General features: G+C 67.8%; 29 protein-coding genes and 2 tRNA genes. 11 read left to right on the top strand and 20 right to left on the bottom strand.

What is annotated here, in order from left to right; genetic code table 11:
* Positions 1–46: 46 nt before the first annotated feature.
* Positions 47–799, top strand: a complete 753-nt coding sequence (locus D893_RS11610) for a rhomboid family intramembrane serine protease (RefSeq protein ID WP_018947113.1) — start codon at positions 47–49, stop codon at positions 797–799.
* Here the strand turns inward: D893_RS11610 and D893_RS11615 are convergent.
* Together D893_RS11615 and D893_RS11620 are read right to left on the bottom strand one after the other, a co-directional pair.
* On the bottom strand, positions 796–2,916 hold the full coding sequence (locus D893_RS11615) for a TonB-dependent receptor (protein WP_246863922.1): 2,121 nt from the start codon (positions 2,914–2,916) through the stop codon (positions 796–798). The genes D893_RS11610 and D893_RS11615 overlap by 4 nt on opposite strands.
* A 113-nt stretch (positions 2,917–3,029) precedes the next feature.
* Complete coding sequence (locus D893_RS11620) at positions 3,030–3,899, bottom strand: dienelactone hydrolase family protein (RefSeq protein ID WP_077243576.1); 870 nt, start codon at positions 3,897–3,899, stop codon at positions 3,030–3,032.
* Positions 3,900–4,072: 173 nt separating this feature from the next.
* Here D893_RS11620 and rpmB point away from each other — a divergent pair, with 173 nt between their 5' ends.
* Positions 4,073–4,309, top strand: coding sequence for a 50S ribosomal protein L28 (rpmB, locus tag D893_RS11625; RefSeq protein WP_024329587.1), 237 nt, complete (start codon positions 4,073–4,075; stop codon positions 4,307–4,309).
* A 12-nt stretch (positions 4,310–4,321) separates the two neighbouring features.
* Positions 4,322–4,495, top strand: a complete 174-nt coding sequence (rpmG, locus tag D893_RS11630) for a 50S ribosomal protein L33 (protein WP_018869042.1) — start codon at positions 4,322–4,324, stop codon at positions 4,493–4,495.
* 78 nt (positions 4,496–4,573) lie between these two features.
* On the opposite strand, the gene D893_RS11635 is transcribed toward rpmG, so the two are convergent.
* Positions 4,574–4,780, bottom strand: a complete 207-nt coding sequence (locus D893_RS11635; RefSeq protein ID WP_018947116.1) for a hypothetical protein — start codon at positions 4,778–4,780, stop codon at positions 4,574–4,576.
* A gap of 71 nt (positions 4,781–4,851) precedes the next feature.
* On the opposite strand from D893_RS11635, the gene D893_RS11640 reads away from it, so the two are divergent.
* The 3 genes from D893_RS11640 to mutM are packed head-to-tail and all read left to right on the top strand — an operon-like array spanning position 4,852 to position 7,848.
* Positions 4,852–6,075, top strand: coding sequence for an HDOD domain-containing protein (locus tag D893_RS11640; RefSeq protein WP_018947117.1), 1,224 nt, complete (start codon positions 4,852–4,854; stop codon positions 6,073–6,075).
* The gene (locus D893_RS11645; RefSeq protein ID WP_018947118.1) at positions 6,072–7,028 is read left to right on the top strand and encodes a hypothetical protein; all 957 of its coding nucleotides are present in this window, start codon (positions 6,072–6,074) and stop codon (positions 7,026–7,028) included. Before D893_RS11640 ends, D893_RS11645 begins: the two co-directional genes overlap by 4 nt.
* Positions 7,021–7,848 (top strand): bifunctional DNA-formamidopyrimidine glycosylase/DNA-(apurinic or apyrimidinic site) lyase, encoded by an 828-nt coding sequence (mutM, locus tag D893_RS11650; RefSeq protein WP_024329589.1) that lies wholly within the window; start codon positions 7,021–7,023, stop codon positions 7,846–7,848. Before D893_RS11645 ends, mutM begins: the two co-directional genes overlap by 8 nt.
* Before the next feature lie 14 nt (positions 7,849–7,862).
* Here the strand turns inward: mutM and ggt are convergent, their stop codons facing one another.
* The 3 genes from ggt to coaD are packed head-to-tail and all read right to left on the bottom strand — an operon-like array spanning position 7,863 to position 10,377.
* Positions 7,863–9,584 (bottom strand): gamma-glutamyltransferase, encoded by a 1,722-nt coding sequence (gene ggt / locus D893_RS11655; protein ID WP_110619881.1) that lies wholly within the window; start codon positions 9,582–9,584, stop codon positions 7,863–7,865.
* Between the two features lie 15 nt (positions 9,585–9,599).
* Positions 9,600–9,851 (bottom strand): YfhL family 4Fe-4S dicluster ferredoxin, encoded by a 252-nt coding sequence (locus tag D893_RS11660; protein WP_018869036.1) that lies wholly within the window; start codon positions 9,849–9,851, stop codon positions 9,600–9,602.
* A gap of 37 nt (positions 9,852–9,888) precedes the next feature.
* Positions 9,889–10,377 carry a pantetheine-phosphate adenylyltransferase gene (coaD, locus tag D893_RS11665; RefSeq protein ID WP_018869035.1) on the bottom strand — a complete coding sequence of 163 codons (489 nt, stop codon included), beginning with the start codon at positions 10,375–10,377 and terminating at the stop codon, positions 9,889–9,891.
* A 148-nt stretch (positions 10,378–10,525) separates the two neighbouring features.
* On the opposite strand from coaD, the gene D893_RS11670 reads away from it, so the two are divergent.
* Positions 10,526–10,753, top strand: coding sequence for a hypothetical protein (locus D893_RS11670; protein WP_018947121.1), 228 nt, complete (start codon positions 10,526–10,528; stop codon positions 10,751–10,753).
* Positions 10,754–10,867: 114 nt separating this feature from the next.
* On the opposite strand, the gene D893_RS11675 is transcribed toward D893_RS11670, so the two are convergent.
* The 7 genes from D893_RS11675 to D893_RS11705 form a co-directional block, all read right to left on the bottom strand.
* Positions 10,868–11,617 (bottom strand): tRNA threonylcarbamoyladenosine dehydratase, encoded by a 750-nt coding sequence (locus tag D893_RS11675; RefSeq protein ID WP_018947122.1) that lies wholly within the window; start codon positions 11,615–11,617, stop codon positions 10,868–10,870.
* Positions 11,604–12,395: a TatD family hydrolase gene (locus tag D893_RS11680; protein ID WP_077243579.1), complete on the bottom strand. Its 792-nt coding sequence runs from the start codon at positions 12,393–12,395 to the stop codon at positions 11,604–11,606. Before D893_RS11680 ends, D893_RS11675 begins: the two co-directional genes overlap by 14 nt.
* Positions 12,396–12,411: 16 nt before the next feature.
* Positions 12,412–13,443, bottom strand: coding sequence for an NADP(H)-dependent aldo-keto reductase (locus D893_RS11685; RefSeq protein ID WP_019590540.1), 1,032 nt, complete (start codon positions 13,441–13,443; stop codon positions 12,412–12,414).
* Positions 13,444–13,464: 21 nt separating this feature from the next.
* The gene (locus D893_RS11690) at positions 13,465–14,601 is read right to left on the bottom strand and encodes an FIST C-terminal domain-containing protein (protein WP_018947125.1); all 1,137 of its coding nucleotides are present in this window, start codon (positions 14,599–14,601) and stop codon (positions 13,465–13,467) included.
* Positions 14,598–15,059: a hypothetical protein gene (locus tag D893_RS11695; RefSeq protein ID WP_077243580.1), complete on the bottom strand. Its 462-nt coding sequence runs from the start codon at positions 15,057–15,059 to the stop codon at positions 14,598–14,600. Before D893_RS11695 ends, D893_RS11690 begins: the two co-directional genes overlap by 4 nt.
* A gap of 164 nt (positions 15,060–15,223) precedes the next feature.
* Entirely contained in the window at positions 15,224–16,114 is an 891-nt protein-coding gene (locus tag D893_RS11700) for a phosphoribulokinase (protein ID WP_019589872.1), read from the bottom strand.
* A 50-nt stretch (positions 16,115–16,164) separates the two neighbouring features.
* Positions 16,165–18,024: an SLC13 family permease gene (locus tag D893_RS11705; RefSeq protein ID WP_110619882.1), complete on the bottom strand. Its 1,860-nt coding sequence runs from the start codon at positions 18,022–18,024 to the stop codon at positions 16,165–16,167.
* 259 nt (positions 18,025–18,283) lie between these two features.
* On the opposite strand from D893_RS11705, the gene D893_RS11710 reads away from it, so the two are divergent.
* The gene (locus D893_RS11710) at positions 18,284–19,141 is read left to right on the top strand and encodes a universal stress protein (protein ID WP_077243582.1); all 858 of its coding nucleotides are present in this window, start codon (positions 18,284–18,286) and stop codon (positions 19,139–19,141) included.
* A gap of 9 nt (positions 19,142–19,150) precedes the next feature.
* Here D893_RS11710 and trmB read toward each other — a convergent pair whose 3' ends face one another.
* The 3 genes from trmB to thiS are packed head-to-tail and all read right to left on the bottom strand — an operon-like array spanning position 19,151 to position 20,990.
* Entirely contained in the window at positions 19,151–19,912 is a 762-nt protein-coding gene (gene trmB, locus D893_RS11715; RefSeq protein ID WP_024329596.1) for a tRNA (guanosine(46)-N7)-methyltransferase TrmB, read from the bottom strand.
* Entirely contained in the window at positions 19,909–20,721 is an 813-nt protein-coding gene (locus D893_RS11720) for a thiazole synthase (protein ID WP_024329597.1), read from the bottom strand. The genes trmB and D893_RS11720 overlap by 4 nt, the downstream gene beginning before the upstream one ends.
* 59 nt (positions 20,722–20,780) lie before the next feature.
* The gene (gene thiS / locus D893_RS11725) at positions 20,781–20,990 is read right to left on the bottom strand and encodes a sulfur carrier protein ThiS (RefSeq protein ID WP_018947131.1); all 210 of its coding nucleotides are present in this window, start codon (positions 20,988–20,990) and stop codon (positions 20,781–20,783) included.
* 65 nt (positions 20,991–21,055) lie between these two features.
* Here thiS and D893_RS11730 point away from each other — a divergent pair.
* The 3 genes from D893_RS11730 to D893_RS11740 all read left to right on the top strand — a co-directional run bounded on the left by D893_RS11730 (position 21,056) and on the right by D893_RS11740 (position 21,871).
* A tRNA-Gly gene (locus D893_RS11730) sits at positions 21,056–21,129 on the top strand.
* Between the two features lie 126 nt (positions 21,130–21,255).
* Complete coding sequence (locus tag D893_RS11735; RefSeq protein ID WP_110619883.1) at positions 21,256–21,705, top strand: transcriptional repressor; 450 nt, start codon at positions 21,256–21,258, stop codon at positions 21,703–21,705.
* Positions 21,706–21,795: 90 nt separating this feature from the next.
* Positions 21,796–21,871 (top strand) — tRNA-Thr (locus D893_RS11740).
* An 80-nt stretch (positions 21,872–21,951) separates the two neighbouring features.
* Here D893_RS11740 and D893_RS11745 read toward each other — a convergent pair.
* The 4 genes from D893_RS11745 to arsB are packed head-to-tail and all read right to left on the bottom strand — an operon-like array spanning position 21,952 to position 24,622.
* Complete coding sequence (locus D893_RS11745) at positions 21,952–22,368, bottom strand: hemerythrin family protein (protein WP_018947133.1); 417 nt, start codon at positions 22,366–22,368, stop codon at positions 21,952–21,954.
* 35 nt (positions 22,369–22,403) lie between these two features.
* Complete coding sequence (locus D893_RS11750; protein WP_110619884.1) at positions 22,404–23,237, bottom strand: universal stress protein; 834 nt, start codon at positions 23,235–23,237, stop codon at positions 22,404–22,406.
* Between the two features lie 3 nt (positions 23,238–23,240).
* On the bottom strand, positions 23,241–23,534 hold the full coding sequence (locus tag D893_RS11755) for a CC/Se motif family (seleno)protein (RefSeq protein ID WP_110619885.1): 294 nt from the start codon (positions 23,532–23,534) through the stop codon (positions 23,241–23,243).
* The gene (gene arsB, locus D893_RS11760) at positions 23,531–24,622 is read right to left on the bottom strand and encodes an ACR3 family arsenite efflux transporter (RefSeq protein WP_110619886.1); all 1,092 of its coding nucleotides are present in this window, start codon (positions 24,620–24,622) and stop codon (positions 23,531–23,533) included. Before arsB ends, D893_RS11755 begins: the two co-directional genes overlap by 4 nt.
* Positions 24,623–24,788 lie beyond the last annotated feature (166 nt).

Genomic DNA, 24,788 nt, shown 5'->3' on the forward strand with positions numbered 1-24,788 from the left:
GGGCGGTGCATTGTTCCCCGTCACGCCCCCGTGGCAGTCTTGTTCGATGCTGAACCTGCGACGCCCGGCACCCCCGACGGATCCCGCGGCCGATCGCGAACGCTTCCGGCGCGCGCTGCTGTGGCCCTTCGTCGGGGTGATGGCCCTGGTCCTGATCCACGCCCTGCAGGAACTGCTGGGCGCGGATTTCTCGCGTCTGGGCATCCTGCCGCGCGACGGCGTCGGCGCGCTGGGGATCTTCACCTCGCCCCTGATCCACGGATCCTGGGGGCACCTGATGGCCAACGCCCCCACCCTGTGGGTGCTGGGCATCCTCACGCTCTACGGCTTCCCGCAGGCCACGCGCACCGCGGTCCCGCTGATCTGGATCATGGGCGGGCTGGGGGTCTGGCTGTTCGCCCGCGAGGGCCTGCACATCGGCGCCAGCGGCCTGACCCACGGCCTGATGTTCTTTGCCGTGGTCATCGGCATCCGCCGCCGCGATGCGCTGTCCATCGCGCTGACGATCATCGTGCTGTTCCTCTACGGCAGCATGTTCTGGGGGGTGTTCCCGACCACCCCCGGGGTGTCGTTCGAGGCGCACCTGTTCGGCGGCACCGTGGGTGCGGTCTGCGGGTGGTTCCTTTATCGCCGTGACGCGTTCCCGGCGGTGCAGCGCTATGCCTGGGAAGAAGACCCCGACGACCCCACCGACGCGGAGACCCTGCGCAAGATCGAGCAGGGCCGCCTGGACGAGATCGAACCGCCCCGTCCCCGCGACGAGCACGGCCCCGACGACCCGCCCGACCGTCGGGATTAATCCCCGAAGGTCACCCGCAGACCCGCGCGCAGGGTCAGCCCCGGGGCGGGTTCGTAATGCCGTCCGAAGTTTGCGTTGATACGCACGTTGTCGATGTTGTCGGCATCCAGAAGGTTGTCCGCACCGACGAAGGTCTCGATGTTCGCGCCGTTGCGCGTCCACTCGCGCCCGGCCCGCAGGTTGACCGTGGTCTGCGAGCCGACACGCTCGTCGTTGGCGTCGTCGGCGTAACGCGCCCCGGCGTGCAGCGCATCCACGGTGACGAACCAGGGACCCTCGCGCCAGTCGGCCTCCAGTAACAGCTGTTCGCGCGGCAGTCCGGGCAGCCGATTGCCGTCGTGGCGCACGCCGTCGACGTCTTCGTATTTTCGAAAGCGGAAATGATTGAGGGTGAAGGCGCTGCTCAGGGTCCATTGCGGCGTCGCCTGCCAGTCCAGCGCCAGCTCCAGCCCGTCGCGCGCGGTGCGACCGGCATTGGTGTAGAAGTCCCGGTCCCCTTCGCCCTCGATCTGGAAGGGCGTGATCTCGTCGCGCACCCGCGTGCTCCAGAGCACCGCCTCCCAGCCGAACGCACCCTGTTCCCCGCGCCAGCCCAGTTCCAGGCTGCGAGCCTTCTGCGGCTCGAGGTCCGGGTTGAAGCCGCCTCCGCCCCCGGGATTGGCAAATTCCGTGAAGGTCGGGGTCTCGAAATTGGTGGCCACGTTCACCCACGCCCGCTGTCCCGGGCGGAAATGCCACACCAGCCCCGCCATCAGGCTCTCCTCGCGGAAGGTGCGCCCATCCGAACGATCCGGCTCGCCGACCTCCTCGGAAAAGTCATCATCGATGCTGAAACGAATACGATCGTGGCGCGCCCCCAGCACCAGGTTCCAGTCCTCGCCCAGCAGGGTATCGGTATGCAGGAAGGCGCCACGCGTACGGGCACGTTCGGTCTGTTCCAGGGCAAGGTTGGTGACGGGATCATTCGGGTCCGCGGAACAACCGGGAGCCTCGTCATCTTCCTCGGGATCACGGTCGAACAGCTGTCCGGCGGAACAGCGTCGCGTCCGCTCGTCGCGCTGTTCCTCCAGATCCACGCCCGCCAGCCAGCGCGTCGGCCCGAGATCGCCCTCCAGCTGGGCATTCAGCCCGTAGAAGTCCCGCTCGTAGGCCACCCGGCTCGACCCCGGGAACGGCAGCTGCTGGTCGTAGTCGCGCTGCGTCCAGAATCCGCCGACGCGCAGATCCAGCTCACCCACCGGCTGCTCCCAGCGCAGCCCGGCGGTCAGCTGTTCGGCCTCCTGGGTCGCATCCAGCGACTCGGCGTTCGGGGCGGCCTGGCGCCGGTTCGCGCGCAGCTCGTCGCGGGTCAGCCCGCCCGGGTCGTCGGTGCGCGGGGCGTCCAGGTAGCGCAGGTGGGCACGCAGCGTGCCGTCGCCCAGTTCGCTTGCCGTATGCAGGCGCAGATAGCGCTTTTCCGCCCGCGACTGGTCCCGATAACCATCCATGCGGAAATCGTGCGCGGTCAGCGAGTAGCGGTGTTCGCCGAGGTCCGCCTCGCTGGTCGCCTCCAGCCGACGAAACCCGTGCGAGCCTGCCAGCACCCCGCCCCCATGCCCGCGGGGCTCGCTGCCGTCGCGGGTGCGAATCGAGATCACCCCGCCCGAGGCGTTGCCGTACAGCGCCGCGCTGGGCCCGCGCAGCACCTCGATGTCGCGGATGTTCAGCAGGTCGATCGCATCCACCTGCGACTGCCCGTCCGGCGTGGTCTCGGGGATCCCGTCCTGCAGGATGCGCAGCCCGCGCACGCCGAACGGAGCGCGGGAACCGAACCCGCGGATGGAGATGCGCACATCCTGCGCGAAGTTGTGGCGGTTCTGCGCGAACACCCCCGGAACGCGATTCAGGGCCTCGTCCAGCTGCAGCCCCTGGCGCCCCTCGGTGGCCTGACGCCCGTCCACCCGGCTGACCGAGGCCGGCAGCTCCGCCAGCGGCGTCGTCAGCCGCGGCGCCGACACCTCCACCGGATCCAGCACCGGCACATCGTCGCCGGCCGCGGCCGCCGGGACCGCCAGACCGGACACACCCAGGGCCGGCAACATCAGAAAAAACAAACGCGCCATCGGGCCGGCCCCCATGACTTCGGCGAGGCCCCGCACCGTGCTCTCCGTCATCGCCGCGCCTCCAAAATCACGCGTCAGCCACACCGACCCGGAACGCCTCTCACGGAGCAGGACATTCCCCGCTGCGCTCACTCTTTGCGCAGGTGCTCGTTGACGAAGCGGGTCACGCGGACCATGGCATCGCGCGCAGCCAGGTCATCGGCAAAGGTGCGGTTGTCGCCGTTGCGGAAGTCGAAGCCGCGACCCACACCCGGGTATTCGATCCACGTGACGTCGCCACCACGATCCTTGAGCCCGTCGGCGGCCATCTTCGCCGTACGGTGGCGCTGGTACTGCTCCTCGTCGCCGATCAGGATCATCACCGGGATCTCCAGCTGATTGAATTCGCTGGCATAGCGATACACCTGGTGGGGTTCGCCCAGGTTGGGGTCCTGCACATGCGGGTAATAGCCCGCCCAGCAGGCCACGTCGTCCACCTGGCGTTCATGGGTCACCGCGACCTTGAGGGTCTTGTACCCGCCCCGGGTGATCGACACCAGGCAGGCGCGGTCGCCGAGGATGTCTTCCCGCGCGAGCAGCTCGTCCAGACCGCGGTCCAGATCCCCTTCCAGTTCGTAGTCGTGATCCAGCGGGTGGGTCTCGATGAAACGACCGGTATAGAGGTCCGGCGCCAGCACCACGAATCCGCGTGCGGCGAGGCGTTTCACGTGCAGCTCGGCCAGATGGTCCAGCCCGCGCCGCCCGTGCGACCACAGGATGGCCGGATAGTCCTCGCCGTCGGCCGGGCGCGCGACCATCGCCGGAACGATCACGTCGTCACGCTCGTATTCCAGGCGTTCGACCTCGACCTCGTAGTTCTCGATGTCGGGATTCAGCTGGCCTTCCTGCCACCAGCCATCGTCCCACCACCACTGGCCGTCGCCGGTCTGCGCCTCGTCGGCCGCGAGCGGCCCCGCCATCATGCCGGCCAGAAACGCGCCCGCGATACCCCGTACCATCGCTCCCTTCATGCTCTTCCCCCGCTGGTTGCAGCTCATGGTTCACTTTGCATCGAAAGATAGACGCAACGGACCGCCTTCGCCGTCCATGACGCCCGACCCTTGCGCCCGGGCCCGGTATCCGCTAGTATCCGCGATCTTTCGTCCCGACCCGAACATCTGGAGTAGCCCCGATGTCCCGAGTATGTCAGGTGACGGGCAAGCGCCCGGCTACCGGTAACAATGTCTCGCATTCCCAGCGGAAGACGCGGCGTCGCTTCCTGCCGAACCTGCACACCCATCGTTTCTGGGTGGAAAGCGAAAAGCGGTTCGTGAAGCTGCGCCTGAGCAGCAAGGGCATGCGCATCATCGACAAGCGCGGCATCGAGGCAGTCCTGGCCGACTGCCGGGCCCGCGGCGAAAAGGTCTAAGGAGGCAGCACGATGGCAGCCAAGAATCAGGGGCGCGAAAAGATCCGGCTGGTCTCCAGCGCCGGCACGGGTCACTTCTACACCACGTCCAAGAACAAGCGGAACATGCCCGAAAAGATGGAGATCAAGAAGTTCGATCCCGTCATCCGCCAGCACGTGATGTACAAGGAAGCCAAGATCAAGTAAGCGCGGCCCGTCGCGCGCGCATGAAAAAAGCCCGGCCATGCCGGGCTTTTTTGTGGCCGGACTTCGGCCGGGGCGGTGTCAGCTGCCGTCGCCCTGCGCCTCCACCACGTCTTCGGCCCAGCGGGTCATCAGCTTGCCCCAGCGATGGGCCGTGGCCGGATCCAGTTCGATCTTGGTGTAGCGTTCGCCATCGCGGATAATGACCCGCAACAGGGGCATCCCGGAGTCGTGCAGGATCTGGCGCAGCTCCACGATCTCCCCGAACGGCGCGTTGATGGAATCCATGTCGCGTTTCCTCTTGTTGCGGCCCGTGTCCCGCAGGAAGGACCGATCCACATCGTTTGCAGACAATAAGCATGCAGCCAATATTTGTCGGACGGCAACCCATTTTCGATGGCGAGGAACGCATCATCGGGTTCGAACTGTTGTTCCGGGCCGGGGCCAACGCCAGCGAGGCAAACGTGGTGGACGGAGATCTGGCGACCTCCGACCTGCTGCACAGCGCCTTCATCGACATTGGCATGAAGAACCTTGTCGGGGACCATCTGGCCTTCGTCAATCTGCCGCGCGGATTTCTGGATCACGAGGTCCTGCTCAGCCTGCCGCCCGAACAGGTAGTGCTCGAGATCCTCGAGGACATCGTGGTGGACGACGAGGTGATCGCCGCGGTTCGCCGCCTGAAAGAACTCGGCTTTCGCATCGCCCTGGACGACTACCAGTTCCGCGAACAGGATTCGCCGCTGATCGAGCTGGCGGATATCGTGAAACTCGACCTGCTCGCCTTCGACGGTCCCGGCCTGCGCGCGGAGCTCGAGCGCCTGCGGCCGTTCGACGTGGAGCTGCTCGCCGAGAAGGTCGAGGATGCAGCCACCTACGAGACCTGCCGGGAACTCGGCTTCGTGTATTACCAGGGCTTTTTCCTGTCCTACCCCAACGTGGTGGAGGGCCAGCGCCTGGAGCAGCTGGAAGTCGGCCTGCTGCAACTGATCGAGAAACTGCAGGACCCGGAGATGTCGGCCGAGCAGCTGGCTGTGCAGATCAATGCCCACCCCGACCTGGCCATCCATGTGCTGCGCCAGGCCAACAGCCCGCTGCTGCGTCACCGCCGTCCGATCGAGACCCTGCGCGAGGCGATCATGCTGCTGGGGACCGACCGCGTGCGCTCGCTGGCGATGGTTGCCGCCCTGCGCACCAGCACCCCGCAGCGCCAGGGCCTGGAGCAGGTCATGATCCGGGCGCGCATGGCCGCACTGCTGGCCGCGCCCTCGGGCGTACCGAACGAGTCCGAGCGCTACTTCACCCTCGGCCTGCTGTCGGGGCTGGACCGGGTGCTGGGCATTCCGCTGCACCGGGTGCTCGGCGAACTCAACCTGAGCCCGGCAATGGAGGACGCTCTGCTGGAGCAAAGCGGCGAGCTGGGCGCCGTACCCCGGATCATCGAGACCTTCGAGGACCCGGACCGGCGGTTCCCGTTCGAGGTTTCACCGGTGTCGCCCCAGGTCGCCGGGCGACTGTACATGGAAGCGGTACGCTGGACGGAGAGCATGCTGGTGGAGATGCAGGGAGCGAGCAGCACATGACCATTGATCTGGATACACGCCTGATACCGGCGGATACCGCATCCGCAGAGCCCGCAGGCCTGAGCCTGCGGCCCGCGAACGATCCGGGTATCCGCTGCGCGGGAGCGAACGGCACGACCCTGGCGATCGACCCGGGGCTGGCCTCGCTGGATCCCGCCCCACCGGAGGAGCGCTGGTTCGCCGGGGCGGCGAGCAATGCCCCGTCCGGAGAAGGGGGCCTTTACCGGAGGGTCTGCGGCGACGTCCTGTTCATTGCGCGTGAAGGCCCCGACGACGACCTGCGCGAACGCACCCGGGACGTATACCGGGACCTGGTCGCGGCCTGCCGCGAGGCGGGTTATCCGTACCTGCTGCGCATGTGGAACTTCTTCGGCCGCATCCACGAGCCGGAGAAGGGGCTCGAACGCTATCAGGCCTTCTGCACCGGGCGCGCCGAGGCCCTGGAGGCCCTGGAGATCCCCCTGGGCGGCATGCCCGCCGCCACCGCGATCGGGTCCGACCACGCCGGCCTGTTCGTGCATGCGATCGCCGCGCGCGAACCCGGAACCCCGGTGGAGAACCCGCGCCAGGTCAGCGCGTACCACTATCCCGAACGCTACAGTCCGAAGAGCCCCAGCTTTGCCCGTGCCACCCGCATCGAGACGCCGCGCGGCCCGATGCTGCTGATCTCCGGCACCGCCAGCATCACCGGGCACGAGAGCCGGCATCCGGGTGATATCGCCGCGCAGACCCGCGAGACCCTGGCCAACCTGGACACCCTGCACGCCGAGGGCGGCGCCGATCTGCCCGGACTGCGCTGGCTGCGGGTCTACCTGCGCCACCCGGAGCATCGCGATGCCGTGGAGGCGATCCTGCGCGAGCACTACGGTGCCCGCACCCCGCCGGTGCAATGGGTACGCGGCGATGTCTGCCGCCAGGAACTGCTGATCGAGATCGAGGGCGTGCATGCCTGAGCTGCCGGAGGTGGAGACCACCCGGCGCGGCCTCGAACCCCTGCTTCGCGAACGGCGCATCCTGCAACTCGAAGTTCGCGACGCGCGCCTGCGCTGGCCGGTCCCGGCGGATCTCCCGGCGCGGATCGCCGGCGCCACCGTGCGCGGCCTGCGGCGGCGGGCCAAATACCTGCTGCTGGATACCGATGCCACCGGGCTGCTGCTGCATCTGGGGATGTCCGGCAGCCTGCGCCACTGTACGCCGGACACGCCGCTACGGCGTCACGATCACCTGAGTCTGGTCCTCGACAGCGGCAGCGAGATCCGTCTGCACGATCCGCGGCGCTTCGGCTGCTGCCTGCCACTCGACCCCGCGCCGGACGGCGGCCCCGCCACCCATCCGCTGCTGGAGGGTCTGGGGCCGGAACCGCTGGAGGCGGACATGGACGGCGACTACCTGTTCCGGCGCAGCCGCGGCCGCCGCGGCCCGGTCAAGGCCTTTCTGATGGATCAGGCCACGGTGGTCGGCGTTGGCAACATCTACGCCACCGAGGCACTGTTTCTGGCGGGTGTGCGCCCCGGCCGCGCGGCCGGCCGCGTGACCCGCGCGGAATACCAGCGCCTGGCCGAACACGTAAAGGCCGTACTCGCCGCTGCCATCGAGCGTGGCGGCACGACCCTGCGCGATTTCCTGCGCGAGGATGGCAGCCACGGCTATTTCCGTCAGGAGCTGCAGGTCTACGGCCGCGCCGGGGAGCCCTGCCGGGTCTGCGGCACGCCGATCCGCACCCGCAGCGTGGGCCAGCGGGCCAGCGCCTACTGCCCGAGCTGCCAGCGCTGACCCGGCTCAGCGGCTCAGCGGCCGAAGACGCGCGCCTCGCCCTCGCCGCGCGGATCCGAAGCCGCCTCCAGCCGTCCGGCCTCGCGCTCCCACAGCACCGCCTGCATGTCGCCGAACGGGCGCACCTGCGGGGTCAGGCGATGGCCGCGCTGCACCAGCTTGCCGCGCAGCTCGGTGTCGAAGGCCCCGGTCTCGAATTCGACCCGGTCGGGCAGGTACTGGTGGTGCCAGCGCGGGGCCTCCACCACCTCGTCGATCGACTGACCGTCGACCACACCGAGGATGCCGTGCAGCACCATGGTGATGATGCGGCTGCCCCCGGGCGTGCCGAGGATGGCCACGCGATCGCCCGTGTCCACGAAGGTGGGGCTCATGGACGACAGCGGCCGCCGCTGCGGGGCGATGGCATTGGCCTCGAAGCCGATCAGGCCGTAGGCGTTGGGCTCGCCCGGCTTGGCGGAGAAGTCATCCATCTCGTTGTTCAGCAGGACGCCGGTCCCCGGGACCACGTAGCCGGAGCCGAACGGGTAGTTCAGCGTCAGGGTCGCGGCCACGCGGTTGCCCTCGGCATCCATCACCGAGAAATGCGTGGTCTGCGGGCTCTCCGCCGCGCCATCGGTCCCGGGACGGTTCTCCGGCTCCACCACCGGCGGCAGGCTGTCGCTGGGGGTCGCCTGGTCGGGGTGGATACCGGCGCGCAGGCCGGCCGCGTAGTCGCGTGACAGCAGCCGCTGCAGCGGCATGTCGACATGATCCGGATCGCCCAGGTACTCGGCGCGGTCACGGTAGGCCCGGCGCATCGCCTCCAGGATCAGGTGGATGCGGGCGTCCTCCTCCATCGCGTCCAGATCGTGGAAGGACAGGATGTTGAGGATCTGGCCGATGGCCACACCCCCGGAGGACGGCGGCGCGGCGGTCACGATCTCGGTGCCGTTCCACTCCAGGCGCACCGGTTCGCGCTCCACCACCTCATAACCCGCGAGGTCCTCGGTGCTCCAGATCCCTCCGGCCTCGCGCACGCCCTCCACCAGGGTCTGCGCCAGCTCGCCGGTGTAGAAGCCGTCGCGGCCCTCGGCGGCGAGGCGCCGCAGGGTGCCGGCCAGATCCGGCTGCACCAGCTCCGTGCCGGCCTCCGGCGGCCCGCCATCGCGCAGGAAGATCCCTGCGGCATCGGCGCCGTCGCGCAGCGCCTGATGCCGGAACTCGGCCATCTGCTGATAACGCGGCCCGACGGTCACGCCTTCCTCCGCCAGGCGGATCGCCGGGGCCAGGCTGCGCTCCAGCGACAGTGCACCGTATTCCGTCGCCAGATGATCCATCCCCGCCGGCATCCCCGGGATACCCGCCGCCAGCACCCCGTCCAGCGACAGCCCGTCGATGACCTCGCCGTCCTCGTCCAGGTACATGTCGCGATCGGCCGCGGCGGGCGCGGTCTCGCGCGCATCCAGCATCAGCGTGCGGTCGCTGTGCGCCTCGTGCAGCAGAAAGAAGCCCCCGCCGCCGAGCCCGGAGCCGTAGGGCTCCGCCACGCCCAGCGCCGCAGTGATCGCCACCGCTGCGTCGAACGCATTGCCGCCGTCAGCGAGGATCGCCTCGCCGGCCGCGGTGGCCTCGGGGTGGGCGGTGACGACGGCGTGTTCGCCGGGCGTGTCCGCGGGCCCGGCAACGACCGGGGCAGCCAGCGGGGCCGCGAGCAGGCCGAGTAGCGCGGCGGCTGACAGGAGATGGCGACGCATAACGGGCCGCCCCGGCTACTTCGCCGCCATCAGGGCTTCGTATTTCGTCATCAGCTGCTCGCGGGTCTCCTTGTGATCCGGATCCAGGGGGATGCAGTCCACCGGGCAGACCTGCTGGCACTGCGGCTCGTCGTAATGCCCCACGCACTCGGTGCACAGGTTGGGATCGATCTCGTAGATCTCGTCGCCCGGGTAGATGGCCTCGTTCGGGCACTCGGGTTCGCAGACGTCACAATTGATGCATTCGTCGGTGATCATCAGGGCCATGGCTTTTCCTCCTCGGGCCAGGAAGGGGTGCGAGCGGTCAGTCGGCCACCCCGGGATCCCGGGCCAGCATGCGCGCCACCCCGGGGCTCACGAATTTTGAGACATCGCCGCCCAGGCGCGCGATTTCCCGTACCAGACTGGACGAGACAAAGCTGTATTCCTCGGCGGGTGTCAGGAACAGAGTTTCGACCTCCGGCGCCAGCTGGCGGTTCATCGCGGCCAGCTGGAATTCGTGCTCGAAGTCGGAAACCGCACGCAGGCCGCGCAGGATCACCGTGGCCTGCTGTTCGCGCACGAAATGGGCCAGCAGGGAGTCGAACCCGATCACCTCCACCCGCGGAACGTCCTTCAGCGCCTCGCGGGTCTGTTCCACGCGGGTCTCCAGCGGGAACGCCGGGCTCTTGCCGGGGTTCGCGGCCACCGCCACCACCACCCGGTCGAACAGGCAGGCGCCGCGACGCACGATGTCGGTGTGCCCGTGAGTAACGGGATCGAAGGTCCCGGGATAGATGGCGGTAATCGGCATGCGGCTCGCAGACAGTCCGGTTCGGGGGCGCCATTACACCGCAACCCGCCGCCCGAGGGAAACTCGCCGGTCGCCGGCGGGCCGACAGACGCCGGGCAAAGGGCTACACTGCGGCCCACATTCACGCCGGGCCGACCGGGAGACACGCATGACCGACGACTACCGCCCGCCGCTGGCCGACTACTGGGACGAACTGGAATCCCGTTACGGCGGCGGCTTCAACTTCCAGCAGATCAGCCGCGAGGAACTGGATCAGCTGATCGGGCACCTGCGCCAGGCCGTGAACCAGGATCCGCAGGTGACCGAGGTGGAAAAACAGAACCTCGCCCTGGTGCTCAAGCACGCCGAGGAAAGCCGCAAGCGGCGCAAGGGCTGAGCGCCCCGACCCCGAGGGTTCGCGTGCGAGCACGCTCCCACAGATGGATTGATGGGGCGACGGGGTGATGCAACCAGAAAGGTGGGAGCCTGCTTGCAGGCGAACGGGACAGGCTCAGCGGTCGATCAGACTGCGGATCACCTCGCCGGCTGCGGTCAGGCCGAACAGCGCCGGCAAATAGGAGATGGTGCCGTTCACCGAGCGCGGCCGCCCGCCCAGCGGCCCGTCCACCGGCCGGTGCTCGGTGCCCTTGCTCGGGTTCTCGATGGAGAACACCACCGGATAATCCAGCCGCGCATCCAGCCGGCGCAGGCGCTTGCGCATCTGCCGCGCCAGCGGGCACACCCGGGTGCCGTCCAGCGGCCCCACGCGCACCGCGCGCGGGTCGATACGGCCGCCGGCCCCCATGGCCGAGATCACCCGCACCCCGCGGGCCTGCGCGCCGGCCACCAGCGCCGCCTTGCAGGCGATGGAATCGATCGCGTCCAGCACGTAATCGGCATCCTCCGGGATCAGCTCCGCGACCGTGTCCGGGTTGAGGAATTCGCGCCGCACGGTCACCGCGATCCCCGGATCGATGTCGCGGATGCGTTCGGCCATCACGTCGGTCTTGGGATGCTGCACCGTGGAGCGCAGGGCCACCAGCTGGCGATTGAGATTGGACGGCGCGACCACATCGTGGTCGACCAGGGTCATGCGGCCGACCCCGGCACGGGCGACGGCCTCCGCGGCATAGCTGCCAACCCCGCCCAGCCCGGCAATGAAGACATGCCGGTCGCGCAGGCCGGCAGTGACATCCGCCCCCAGCAGGAGATCGGTGCGTTCGGTATAGGCGTCGTGTGGCAGTTCGTCAGTGCCGCTCATTGGTCCGGACCGTATCCAGCCGGAAAACCCGGCGTGCATTCCGGGTTGTGAGTATAGCGGTACTGACGGGGTCCGTGTTGCGCAAACGCGCCACGGCCGCGTTGACCCCGGCGATCATCGCCGGTTCGTTGCGCTCGCCGCGATGCCCGGCCAGCGGCTGGTCCGGGGCGTCGGTCTCCAGCACCAGGGCTTCCTCCGGCAGGTCGCGCACGATCCGCTGCAGGCGCCGCGCACGATCGAAGGTCACCGGCCCGCCGAACCCCAGCACGCAGCCCCGATCCACCGCCTGTCGCGCCTGCTGTTCGCTGCCGGAGAAGCTGTGCAGGATGGCGGTCACGCCCGGGTGCTGGCGCAGCCCCTTGAGAATCGCGTCCACCGCGCGCCGGCAGTGCAGGATCACCGGCAGGTCGTGGTTATGCGCGATGGCCAGCTGCGCGGTGTAGAACCGCCACTGGGTATCGAAGTCGAGCTCCGCCACGAAGCCATCAAGCCCGGTCTCGCCCACCGCCACCGCCTGTGGATCGGCATCCAGGGCGGCGTCCAGGGCGTCCAGATCCGCGTCGGCGTGCTGTTCGAGAAACACCGGATGCAGGCCGCGGGCCACATACAGCCCCGGCTCGCGGCGAGCCAGGGCATCCATGTCCGCCCAGCGGTCACGGGTCACGCCGGGCAGGACCATCTGCGTGACCCCGGCGGCGCGGGCGCGATCCAGCACCGCCGGGCGGTCCGGATCGAACGGATCCAGATCGAGATGGACGTGGGTGTCGAACAGTTCCACGCCGCCGGCCCCCGGGCTATGGGCTGGGGTAGGTGTAGCGGGCGTGGATGTCCTCGATGGCCTGCAGGATCTCGTCGGACAGGGCCACGTTCACCGAGTCGATGTTCTCGCGCAGCTGTTCCATGGTGGTCGCACCGATCAGGTTGCTGGTCACGAACGGCTGCCGGTTGACGAAGGCCAGCGCCAGCTGGGTCGGCGTCAGGCCATGGCTCTCGGCCAGCCGGGCGTATTCCTCGGTGGACGCCAGCGCCTGCGGGTTGCTGTAGCGCTGGAAGCGCTCGTACAGCGTCAGCCGCGCCCCCTCGGGCTTGCGCCCCTCGCGGTACTTGCCGGAGAGCATGCCGAAGGCCAGCGGGGAGTAGGCCAGCAGGCCCGCATCCTCGCGGATCGCCATCTCGGCGAGACCGGCCTCGAAGCTGCGGTTCAGCAGGCTGTAGGGGTTCTGGATGGAAACGATGCGCTCGGCCAGCCCGCGCTCGTGCTGGCGCAGCCATTCCATGAAACCCCAGGGCGTCTCGTTGGAGATGCCGATGTAGCGCACCCGCCCGCTGGCGACCACGTCCTTCAGCGCGGCGGCGGTCTCCTCGATCGGCGTGGCCCGGTCGTCCGGATCGTGGACGTAGCCCAGCTTGCCGAAGAAATTGGTCGAGCGCGCCGGCCAGTGCACCTGATAGAGGTCGATGCAGTCGGTCTGCAGGCGTTCGAGGCTGGCATCCACCGCCTGTTCGACGTGCTCGCGGGTCAGCTGCGTGCCGCCGCGCAGATAGTCCATGCCCGGCCCGGCGACCTTGGAGGCCAGCACCACGCGGTCGCGGCAGCCGCGCGAGCGCAGCCAGTTGCCGATGTAGCGCTCGGTCAGCCCCTGGGTCTCGGCCCGCGGCGGCACCGGGTACATCTCCGCCGCGTCAATCAGGTTGATGCCGCGCTCCAGCGCATAGTCCAGCTGCTCGAAGGCTTCAGCCTCGGTGTTCTGCTCGCCCCAGGTCATGGTGCCCAGGCCGATCAGGCTCACGTCGATGCCGGTGCGTCCCAGCTTGCGGTATTCCATGACCATCCCCCTGCGACGGATTCAAGTAAACAGTGTCAGCACGCCTGTATAGGCGTACAGACGGTTGGAAAAGATTTCACCGTTGGCGAAGAAGCCCACCAGCGGCACGCCCCCCAGGGCCCGCTGCACGGTGCCCAGCTCGACGTCCGCGTGCACGAACTGATGCCGTCCGCGCCCCAGACAGGACACGTAGATCGCCCCGCGGATCCCTTCCGGGCACTGCTCACGGATCTGCTGCAGCATGCGCTCCAGGTCCTCGTGCGCCGACTGGCCGTCGCGGCGCACGAACAGCACCCGTGACCCCTGCTCCAGGGTCTCGCCCACGGCCAGTAGCTCCTGGTCCATATCGACGCCGGTGATATTGCGCACGCGATAGTCCCCGGTATCCGATCCGGGGATGGGGAACCCGATCTGGATGTACCCCAGGGCCCGCTTCAGATCGCGCGAAAGCACGTCGCCGATGATCCGCCGGAACGCCGGCAGTGCCGGTTCGCCATTAAGGCGGACGATGATGTTGCGCCAGGTCTCGGTCAGTTCGTGCTGCCCGGGCAGCGGCGTGCAGCCCTGGGTGTGGCGGGCCACCAGCGGCACGTCGTCGCGCAGCACGAGGCCGGTGATGCCCGAGCTCATCACGCCATCGGCGATCTGGACCGCGTCGTCCGCGCCGGAGTTGATCCCGCCGGTCGCGAACCATGCGGTCTCTTCGCCGATACGGGTCAGGATCCCCTCGACGTCTTCCAGGCGCGGATCGGCGTTGAGAATCAGTCGCGCCGGCGTGGCCGGATCGACAAAGCCCTCAAGGGCCCGGGTCAGTTCATCGAAGGAGCGCACCGGATGCCGGATCAGGCGCACGGAGTCCGCCGGCAACTCCCCGACCATCAGGGTGACGGCGGGATCGTCGTAATACTCGTGCTCGCGGCCCATGACCGCGATCCCCATGCCGCCGACGAAGTGATCGATGGGGGCCTTCTTGCGCAGCTCGCGCAGCAGCAGCCGGGCGTTACGCGCGATCTCGTCGGAGATGCAGATGAAACCCACGCGCACGCGGCCGTCCGGGGCCGGCGACAGCTCGCCAAGCTGACCGGCGAGTTCGGCGGCCAGTGTCCGGGGCTCGTCGCCTGTGGCACTGGCACAGAGGAAAGGTTCGGTCGCGCTCATAGTCCGAGATGCTCCAGCATGCTGAGGGCCTCGTTGTCCTCGACCGGAATACCGACCTCCGCCCGCATGTCTTCGTTCCCGACAAACTCCAGACGTGCATGATGACGCTCGTCCAGCTCCTCCAGGAACCAGGCGATCTCCGAGGGATGGACCACATGTTCGCCACGCACCAGATGCCGCGCCAGCACCACGTCCTCGCGAATGTCCAGGAACAGCGGCTGCGGCAGGTCCAGCGGCAGGATATGGGTCTGCACCAGCCATTCCACCGGAGTCGGCCGCTGGCCGGCCGGCAGGCGCCGGCTGTCGATGCGGAAATGCCCGCCTCCTCCGGGCTGCTTGAGCAGCTCCTCCAGCCAGTCACCGGAAAAGCCCTGGTGAACGACCAGTGAACGCCCGGTGTAGCGGGCACGGAAACGCTCCATCTGGCGGGCCGGGCGCGGGCCGAATATTCCGAACACGGCGACTCCGTTATTTCGGGAACAGGCGAGCAATCCTATCCGAAACCGCCGGGGCATTGAAAAAGGGCGCCCCGGCTCCGTGCGATCCGCAGCAACAAAAAGGGCCGCGCCCCGAAGGTCGCGGCCCCTGCAACGGGCCCGCAGCCCGCGCCATGCACTCGCGATCAGCCGCGACGCGCCAGCATGTCGTGGATGATCGGGGCGAGGATGACCTCCATGGCCAGAGCCATCTTGCCGCCGGGCACCACGATGGTGTTGCGCCGGGACATGAACGAGTCCGGGATCATGTTCAGCAGGTAGGGGAAGTCCACGCCGAACTTCTTGGGATCGCTGAAGCGGATCACCACCATGCTCTCGTCCGGGGTGGGGATGTCGCGGGCGATGAACGGGTTGGAGGTATCCACCGTCGGCACGCGCTGGAAGTTGATGTCGGTACGCGAGAACTGCGGGGTGATGTAGTTCACGTAATCCGGCATGCGCCGCAGGATCGTGTCCACGGTCGCCTCGGCAGAGTAACCGCGCTCGAGGTTGTCGCGGAAGATCTTCTGGATCCACTCGAGGTTTACGATCGGCACCACGCCGATGCCCAGATCGACATGCTGCGAGGCATCGATGTTGCCGTCCGCCACCAGCCCGTGCAGGCCTTCGTAGAACATCAGGTCGGAACCCGGCTCGATCTCTTCCCACGGGGTGAACTCGCCCGGACCGAGGTTGGTGCCGAGACGCTGGTTGTGTTGCTCGGCTTCCTCGTCGGAATGCAGGTAGTAGCGCTTCTCGCCCTGGCCGGTCTCGCCGTAGGTCTTGAACAGATCCTCGATGCGGTCGAACAGGTTGGCCTCGGGGCCGAAGTGGGAGAAGTGCGGGTTCCCCTCGTCGGCCGCCTTCTGCATGGCTTCCTTCATCGCCTTGCGGTCATAGCGATGGAAGCTGTCGCCCTCGATCACCACGGGGTTGATCTGCTCACGGCGGAAGATCGACTCGAACGAGCGCTTCACGGTGGAGGTGCCGGCACCCGAAGAACCGGTGACGGCGATCACGGGATGTTTCTGGGACATGAGAGTCTCTCCTTACGCAATCAAGCGTTACAAACGTCAGCAAATCGGGGTCAGAAGACCAGATTGATCATGAACATGGCCACCACGCCGAACAGGATCGTCATGATGCTGCCGGCCTTCATGTAGTCCTTCACCCGGTAGCCGCCGGGGCCCATGATCAGGGCGTTCACCTGGTGGGTCGGGATCAGGAACGAGTTGGAGGTGGCGATGGCCACGGTGATGGCGAACACGCGCGGGTCCGCGTCCATGCCCGCGGCCTGGGCCGCGGTGGCGAAACTGATCGCCAGCGGCACCAGCAGCACGGTCGCCCCCACATTGGACATGACCAGGGTAAAGAACGTGGCCAGCGCGAAGATCGTGGCCTGCAACACCCAGGGTGGCACGGTTCCCAGCATGTCCAGGGTGTTCTGGGCGATCCAGGCAGCGGTCCCGGTATTCTCCACCGCCATGCCCAGAGGTATCAGCGAGGCCAGCAGGAACACGGTCTTCCAGCTGATGGCGTTGTAGGCGTCGTCCAGGCTCAGCACGCCGGTCAGGATCATGCCCATGGCCCCGGTGAGCAGGGCGACCGACAGCTGCAGATCGGTGAACAGGATCAGCGACACCGCCACCACAAGGAAGGTCAGCGCGTGCGGAACCTTGCTCGGGCGCAGCTCCTCGCGCGGGTAGTCCGAGGTGATCACGACGAAGTCGCGGTCCTTCTCCAGACGCGCCAGTGAAGTCCAGTTGGTGTGGACCACCAGGATGTCGCCCGGCTCCAGCGGGATGTCGCGCAGCCCCTCACGGTAGACCTCTCCGCCACGCTGCATGCGCATCACCGACAGGCCGTAGGTCTGGCGCATGGCGACTTCGGTCACCGTCTTGCCGGCCAGGTTGGACCCCGGCGAGATCGCGACCTCGGCGATCCCGGACTGGGAGGAGTCCAGGGCGCTGGCAAACACGTCCAGGTCGGTGGAGGGCCGGAACTTCAGGTTCTGGCTCAGCTCTTCCATGCGCCGCGGGCTGGCCAGCACCGCCAGGCGCGAATTGGCCTGGATCTCGTAACCGGTCCAGGGGGCGATGCGCATCTCGTCGCGCGCATGCGAGCCCACGATCGCCACGCCGGTTTCGCGCTCGACATCGGCCACGGTCCGCCCCACCAGCGGGTCGTCATCCGCCACCCGCACTTCGTGGATCTCGTAGGACAGGCCGTAGACCCGCTGGAAGTAGTCCCGGGTGCCCTCGGTCGCGGTGGGCTGAGCCCCTACCGACGGCAGCACGTAACGCCCCAGCAGCACGAAATAGACGATCACCGTGGCCAGCAGGGCCAGGCCGATGGGCGTGACATCGAACAGCTCGAAACGCTCCATGTCGTCCGGCAGCAGGTCGTTCAGCAGGATCAACGGGCTGGAACCGACCAGGGTGATGGTTCCACCCACGATCGCGGCGAAGCCCATCGGCATCAGCAGGCGCGACAGCGGGATACCCAGACGGCTGGAGATGCGGCTCATCACCGGCATGAACAGCGCCGCCGCACCGATGTTCTGCATGAAACTGGAGATCACGCCGACCGTGCCGGACACCGTGGGGATGATGCGTTTCTCCCCGGTGCCGCCCACGCGCATGATGAAACTGGCGACCTTGTGCATCACGCCGGTCTTGTCCAGCCCCGCACCGATGATCATCACCGCGATGATCGAGATCACCGCATTGGAGGCAAATCCGCTGAACAGCTCGTCCTGCGCCACCAGCTCGCCCAGCTCGGGCAGCAGCGGCACCACGCCGAACACCAGCGGGAGCAGCCCGATCAGAACCATCACCAGGATCGCGGCCAGATCGACCCGCACGATCTCGGAGACGAACAGGAAGATGGTGAAGGCGAGCAGGCCCAGCACCACGATCATTTCGGTGGTCAGCGTCAGATTTTCCATGAACCGCCAGTCCTGAAGGAGCAAGGCCGGCGGAATCAGTCCGCCGGCACGGGAAGCACGGGTGCGTCGCCCGGTCACGACACCGCGCAGAGCACCGGGCCACGCAGGCCGGGCAGAACTCCGCAGACAACACCCATTGAAAGCGCGCGATTATTCCATCCCGGCGGGCCGGACGCAAAAACGCGCCCGAGCCGAAGGCGTGCGCAGGCCGCGTCCCCTCCGGTATGCTGGGAAAATCAATCGAGAAGGAGAAACCGCCATGGCCGAAGCGGCGTCCACCGGCAACCAGCCCCAGTTTCGCACCATCGTCGTCGCCACCGACGGCTCGGAATACAGCACCGCCGCCGAGAACGTGGCCCTGGAGCTCGCCGGCCGCTGCGGGGCACGTCTGCGGATCGTGCGCATCATCCCGACCGACACCCAGCACGACGCCCTCTCTCCGCGACGCAGCCACGATGCCAGCGTGTCCGCCCAGGGCGACCTGGACGCGCTCGAGAAGCGTGCCCGAGAAGCCGGCCTGGAGGTCTCGGCCATCCTGCGCCACGGAGTCGACCGGCATCAGGAGATCGTCAGTGTGGCGGAAGAGCACGAAGCCGACCTGATCGTGATCGGCCGGCGCACCCGCGGCGAAATGGCCCGCCTGATGGTGGGCGACGCCACCGCCAAGGTGATTGGCCTCGCACCGTGCAACGTGATGGTCGTCCCGCGCGACACCGAAGCCCCGCGCCAGGGCCTGCTGGTGGGGACCGACGGTTCCGAACTGGGCGACAAGGCCGCGCGTGCGGCCGTGGAGCTCGCGCAGCACTGCAGCCTGCCGCTGACCGTGGCCTCGGTCGCCGTACCCGGACAGAGCGAGGCCCGGCGCCAGGAGGGCGTGGACGCGATCCAGCGGCTGCAGGGCGAGGCCCGCGAAGCGGGCGTGGAAACCGACGCGCTGTTCGAGGAAGGTCGCCCGGAGGTCACCCTGATCGAGATCGCGGAGCGCCAGCATCGCGACCTGATCGTACTGGGCAGCCACGGCCGCACCGGGCTCAAGCGGCTGCTGATGGGCTCGGTCTCCGAACGCGTCGTGGGTCAGGCGCGCTGCCCGGTCCTGGTGGTCAAGAAGAAGGGCTGAGCCGCCGCCTCACTCCGCCGGGGCGGGGGCCTCGGTGCGCCGGTAGACCAGATCCGCCACCGCATGCCCGCGCTGCAGCCCGCGGCGCTCGAATTTGGTCTCGGGGCGCCAGGCCGGGCGTTCCGGACGCGGCACCGGGCCATCCGGCGCGAACCATTCGGTCGCCCCGGCCATCACCTCCTGCATGTGTTCGGCGTAATCCGCCCAGTCGGTGGCCAGGTGCAGCCAGCCGCCCGGCCGGATCCAGCCCGCCAGCGCGCGCACGAACCCGGGCTGGATCAGGCGGCGCTTGTGATGGCGCTTCTTGTGCCAGGGGTCGGGGAAATACACCTGCACGGTGTCCAGACTGGCTGGCGCGAAATGCGCCTCCAGCAGCTCCACCGCGTCGCGGTCGGAGACCCGCAGGTTGGTCAGCCCCCGACGCTCGATTTCGCCCAGCAGGTGCCCCACTCCGGGGCGATGCACCTCGGTACCGATGAAGTCGCGATCCGGCGCCGCCGCGGCCTGTTCGGCCAGGCTGTCGCCGTCGCCAAAGCCGATCTCCAGGGTCACCGGCGCCTCGCGGCCGAAAACCGCCGCCAGATCCAGCATCCCGGCGTCGGGCGCCGGATCCAGGCCGAAGCGCGGCCAGAGCTCATCCAGTGCGCGCTGCTGACCCGTGGTCAGACGCCCCTCGCGGCGCACGAACGAGCGAACCCGGCGATGGTGCGCCGGGCGCCCCCCGTCCCTGTCAGCGGGCCGGTTGTCGTGCGATTCGTGCGGGGCCGTCATGAGCCGGCGAAGAACAGTCCGGTCTCCGGCGAGGAGGCCGAGGCATAGCGCCGTGCCGGCATGCGTCCGGCGCGCCAGGCCTCGCGGCCCGCCACGATCGCGTGACGCATAGCACGGGCCATGCGCACCGGATCGTCGGCCGCGGCTATGGCGGTGTTCATCAGCACGCCGTCGCAGCCCAGCTCCATCGCGATGGCCGCATCCGACGCCGTGCCCACACCCGCGTCCACCAGCACCGGTACCGACGCGTTTTCCACGATCTCGCGGATGTTGTAGCGGTTCTGGATCCCCAGACCCGAGCCGATCGGCGCGGCCAGCGGCATGATCGCGCGGCAGCCGATATCCTCCAGACGTTTCGCCAGCAGCGGATCGTCGGTGGTGTACACCATCACCTCGAAGCCGTCGTTAACTAGGGTCTCGGCGGCCTTCACCGTCTCGAACACGTCCGGGTACAGGGTCTTCTCGTCGCCCAGCACCTCCAGCTTGACCAGGTTGTGCCCGTCGAGCAGCTCGCGCGCCAGCCGGCAGGTGCGCACCGCGTCTTCCGCGGAATAGCAGCCGGCGGTATTCGGCAGCAGGGTGTAGCGATCCGGCGGAACCACGTCCAGCAGGTTCGGCTCGTCGGGGTTCTGGCCAATGTTGGTGCGGCGGATGGCCACGGTCACGATCTCGGCACCGCTGCCCTCGATCGCCTCGCGGGTCTGCTCCAGATCGCGGTACTTGCCCGTGCCCACCAGCAGGCGGGACTCGAAACGGCGCTCGCCGACGTGAAACGGATCGTCGGCGGATCCGGCGGCCATCTGGCTCATGCATGCTCCTCGGTTAACGGTTGCGGGTGCGGATGCGGATACGACTGCGGGCAAGAATATCAGCCACCGCCGATCGCCTGAACGACCTCGACCCGATCACCCTCCTGCAACCGCCGCTCGGCGTGCTCGCTGCGGGGCACCAGGGTCTCGTTCACCTCCACGGCCAGTCGCCGGCCGGCAAAGCCGCGCTGTTGAATCAGGTCCGCCACTGTCGGCGGCTCCTGATCCGCAGGGATTTCGCAGGTTTCTCCGTTCAACTTGATCTGCATGGGACATACCGTTGGTGATTCGGGCATTGAGCCGGGGCGCGTACGCGCATACAATTCGTGGCCAGGCGGGTGTAGTTCAATGGTAGAACATCAGCTTCCCAAGCTGAGAACGTGGGTTCGATTCCCATCACCCGCTCCATCCCTTGCTCGTTCCCGGCTTCGTTCTGTCGGCGGCATTCTATCAGCTTGCCGCGCCGAGTCGGCGTATGCCTTCTTCCCAAAACAGAACTGGACTCTGTCCAATTCACTGTTATATGTTGGAAGCATGATTTCCCGAACCCCCCAACCCGATCTGCTGGGAATCGACGACGCGCGCGCCCTGCTGCGCGATTACCGCATCTCGCCGACCGAACAGCGAATCGAGATCGTCCGAGTGCTGTTCGCCCGCAACCAGCACCTCAGTGCCGACCACATCCTCGCGCAGCTCACGCGCCAGGAGTCGCGCGTGTCCAAGGCCACGGTGTACAACGCTCTCAAGCTGTTCGCCGAGAAGGGCCTCGTGCGCGAAGTGATCGTCGACCCGTCGCGGGTCTTCTACGACTCCAACCGCGCCCCGCACCACCACCTGTTCCACGTGGACAGCGGCCAGCTCGAGGACGTGGAACCGGCCCAGGTACAGGTGAACGACCTGCCGCCGCTGCCCGAAGGTACCGACGTGCTGAGGGTGGACGTCATCGTCCGGGTCGGGTCCGGACAGAAGTCCGGCGACAGCTGATCCCCGAAAGCGGGCCCTCACCCGGGTTACGGCCCGTTGCCCGCCCGGGCATTGTTGGCGAAGCCCCGCTTCGCTATGATGTCGTGCTCAGCCGACGTAGCTCAGCAGGTAGAGCAATCGATTCGTAATCGATAGGTCGGGGGTTCAATTCCCTCCGTCGGCACCAGACCAGAGAAAAGGGCCGGCACTGCGTGTGCCGGCCCTTTTTCGTTCCAGCTTCGTTCAGCGGATTCCCGCCGGCAGGGACTACCCCCCCGCGGCACGCTCGGCGAACCGCGCCAGCAGGGCATCCATGGTGGTGAAATGGCGCTGGTACCAGGGGATGATCTCGTCATCCAGCGCCGAGACCAGATCCGCGCCCAGCATCGACCCGTCCTCCAGCCCCGCCAGCAGGGCTTCCCAGCGCGCCAGATGGGCCGCATGTTCCTGCCGGTGGTAGTCCTTCTGCGGAAAACCGACCCGCTCCATCAGCTCGTCCTCGCGCGCGAAGTGCTCGCGATTGAACTCGACGAAGGCCGCGAACGCCTCCCGCACGGCGTTGTCGTCGCCCTCCTCCCGGGCCCGCCCCACGGCTTCCAGCAAACGGGCGGCCTCGTGGTGATCGTCGTTCATGAAGGCCTGTTCCAGCTCCGGGACCGTCAGGCTGCGCTGTACTTCACTCATGGCTCACTCCGGGTTCTGCAGCAGGTTGTCCGTTCTCAGTTCGTATCAGCGCGGGCAGGCACCAGCAGGGTCAGACGCCGCGCATGGCGACAGACCGCCTCGGCGGTACTCCCGAGCAGCAGGTCCGCGACCGGGTTGCGGCCCCGCTTGCCGACGATCACCAGATCCGCGCCCCGCTCCTCGGCGATCCGGCCGATCTCGACGGAGGGCCGGCCCTGACCGGGCAGTACGGTATCGAATGCATCCTCCCCGCCTCTTTCCGCCAGTTCCCGAACATGGGCCGCGATTTCACGGTGCTCCTCCTCGCGCGAGGGGTCGCCCTCCCAGCGGCCGACGGAGACCACCACGCCACGCCCACACGCCGGCAGCAGCTGCACGAAGACCTCTTCCGCGGTTCGGGCCGCGTTCGAACCATCGGTGGCCAGCAACGGCCGGCAGACCGGCTCGGTGCCCGGCGCCACCTCGCTGTGGACCGGCGCCAGCAGCAGCGGGCGCCGGGCACGCCGGACCAGATCCCGCACGGTGCTCCCGAGAAACAGGTCGCGCAGCGTACTGTGGCCATGCGTTCCGGCCAGGATCACCCCGGCACCACGTTCGGCCGCCAGCCGCTCCAGCTCGGGCGCCACGGCCCCGACACGCACTGCGGTATCGGTCTCGAACCCCTGCTCGCGCAAGTGCGCGGCCAGCTCTTCCAGCCGCTGTTCGTAATGCCCGGCGTGACCCGACTCGGGAGCCCGGGTATAGCCCTCGACCAGCACATGGGCCAGCGTCAGGCGCCGGCACCCCAGTGCCCGCAAGCGTTCCAGCTGGCTCTCCAGCCGGGTCCACGCCGGAGAAAAATCCGCCGCCACGAGAATATGCTCGAACATCGTCTACTCCTGCGCCTGGCCCATCTCGCCTTCCACCACCAGACGCCGCCAGCGGAAGAAGCCCTCGAGGCCGACCCGGTACGGACCCGGGCCCATGTCTTCGGCCACGTACACGTGGATGCCCTCGATCTGCGTCCTTGCGTACCCGTCCTTTGAGCGCGGCGCGCCCGGCTCGGCCACCGGCACGCCCGCCTGGCCACCGCAGCAGCCGTGGCGGGCGGACAGCCGCAGCGTCATCTCGGCACTCCGGCCGGCGAGCCAGTCGCGCGCCGCGTCACTGAGGGACACGGAGGTCACGTGCCCGGCGCCTCGTTGTTGGTCGGGAACCAGTGGCGCGTGCGATTCGCGATGCGCACCAGCGCCAGCATCAGCGGCACCTCCACCAGCACGCCAACGACCGTCACCAGCGCCGCACCGGACTGCAGGCCGAACATCGCGATCGCGGCCGCCACGGCCAGCTCGAAGAAGTTACTGGCGCCGATCATCGCACCGGGGGCCGCCACCGCGTGGCGCACACGCCACGCCTTCGCCCAGTAATACGCAATGTAGAACACCAGGAAGGTCTGGATGATCAGCGGAACGGCGATCAGAGCGATATGCCCCGGATTCGCCAGGATGCGCTCGCCCTGGAACGCGAACAGCAGGACCAGCGTCACCAGCAACCCGATGGGCGTGACCGGGCCGATCCGTTTCATGAAAACGTTGTCGAACCACTCGATGCCCTTTCTGCGGATCAGCCAGATGCGCGACAGATAGCCGGCGGCGAACGGGATCACGATATACAGCAGCACCGACAGCGCGACCGTGTCCCACGGTACGTAGATATCGGAGATTCCCAGCAGCAGGACCACGATGGGCGCGAAGGCGAACAGCAGGATGATGTCGTTCACCGCCACCTGCACCAGGGTGTAGGCCGCATCGCCGCGAGTCAGGTAACTCCAGACGAAGACCATGGCGGTACACGGCGCGGCCCCCAGCAGGATCGCCCCGGCCAGGTACTCGCGGCCGAGGTCCTCCGGGATCCAGGCGGCGTAGACCACCATGAAGAAGAACCAGGCGATCGCGAACATGGTGAACGGCTTGATCAGCCAGTTCACCGAGGTGGTGATGGCCAGCCCTTTCGGCTCCCGGCGCACGCCCAGGATGGCCGAGAAGTCGATCTGCACCATCATCGGGTAGATCATCGCCCAGATCAGGATGGCCACCGGGATCGAGACCTGCGCGTACTCCCATTGCGACAGCGTCTCCGGCACCGCGGGGAAGAACTGCCCCAGCGCGACGCCCGCCACGATGCACAGCGCCACCCACACGCTCAGGTAGCGCTCGAACAGGCCCATGCCTTCTTTCGCCGAGATCTCGCTGGTGGAGTCCTTCTGATCGGTCATGCGTTCGTTCACCGTTGGTCGGAAAGGAGTGACGCCGGAGGGCGCCGCCGAGTTATGGTCAAGTCTGGTGTATGAGTGATCGCTGGTTCAGGCGGCGCTCCGGTCGGTGATGGAGGATTCCTCGTCGTTGGTCGGTTCGGTCTGCTCGATGCCGTCGATGAACTGA

It is taken from the genome of Thioalkalivibrio sp. ALE21 (genome assembly GCF_003208255.1).
GTDB classification, from domain to species: Bacteria; Pseudomonadota; Gammaproteobacteria; order Ectothiorhodospirales; family Ectothiorhodospiraceae; genus Thioalkalivibrio; species Thioalkalivibrio halophilus.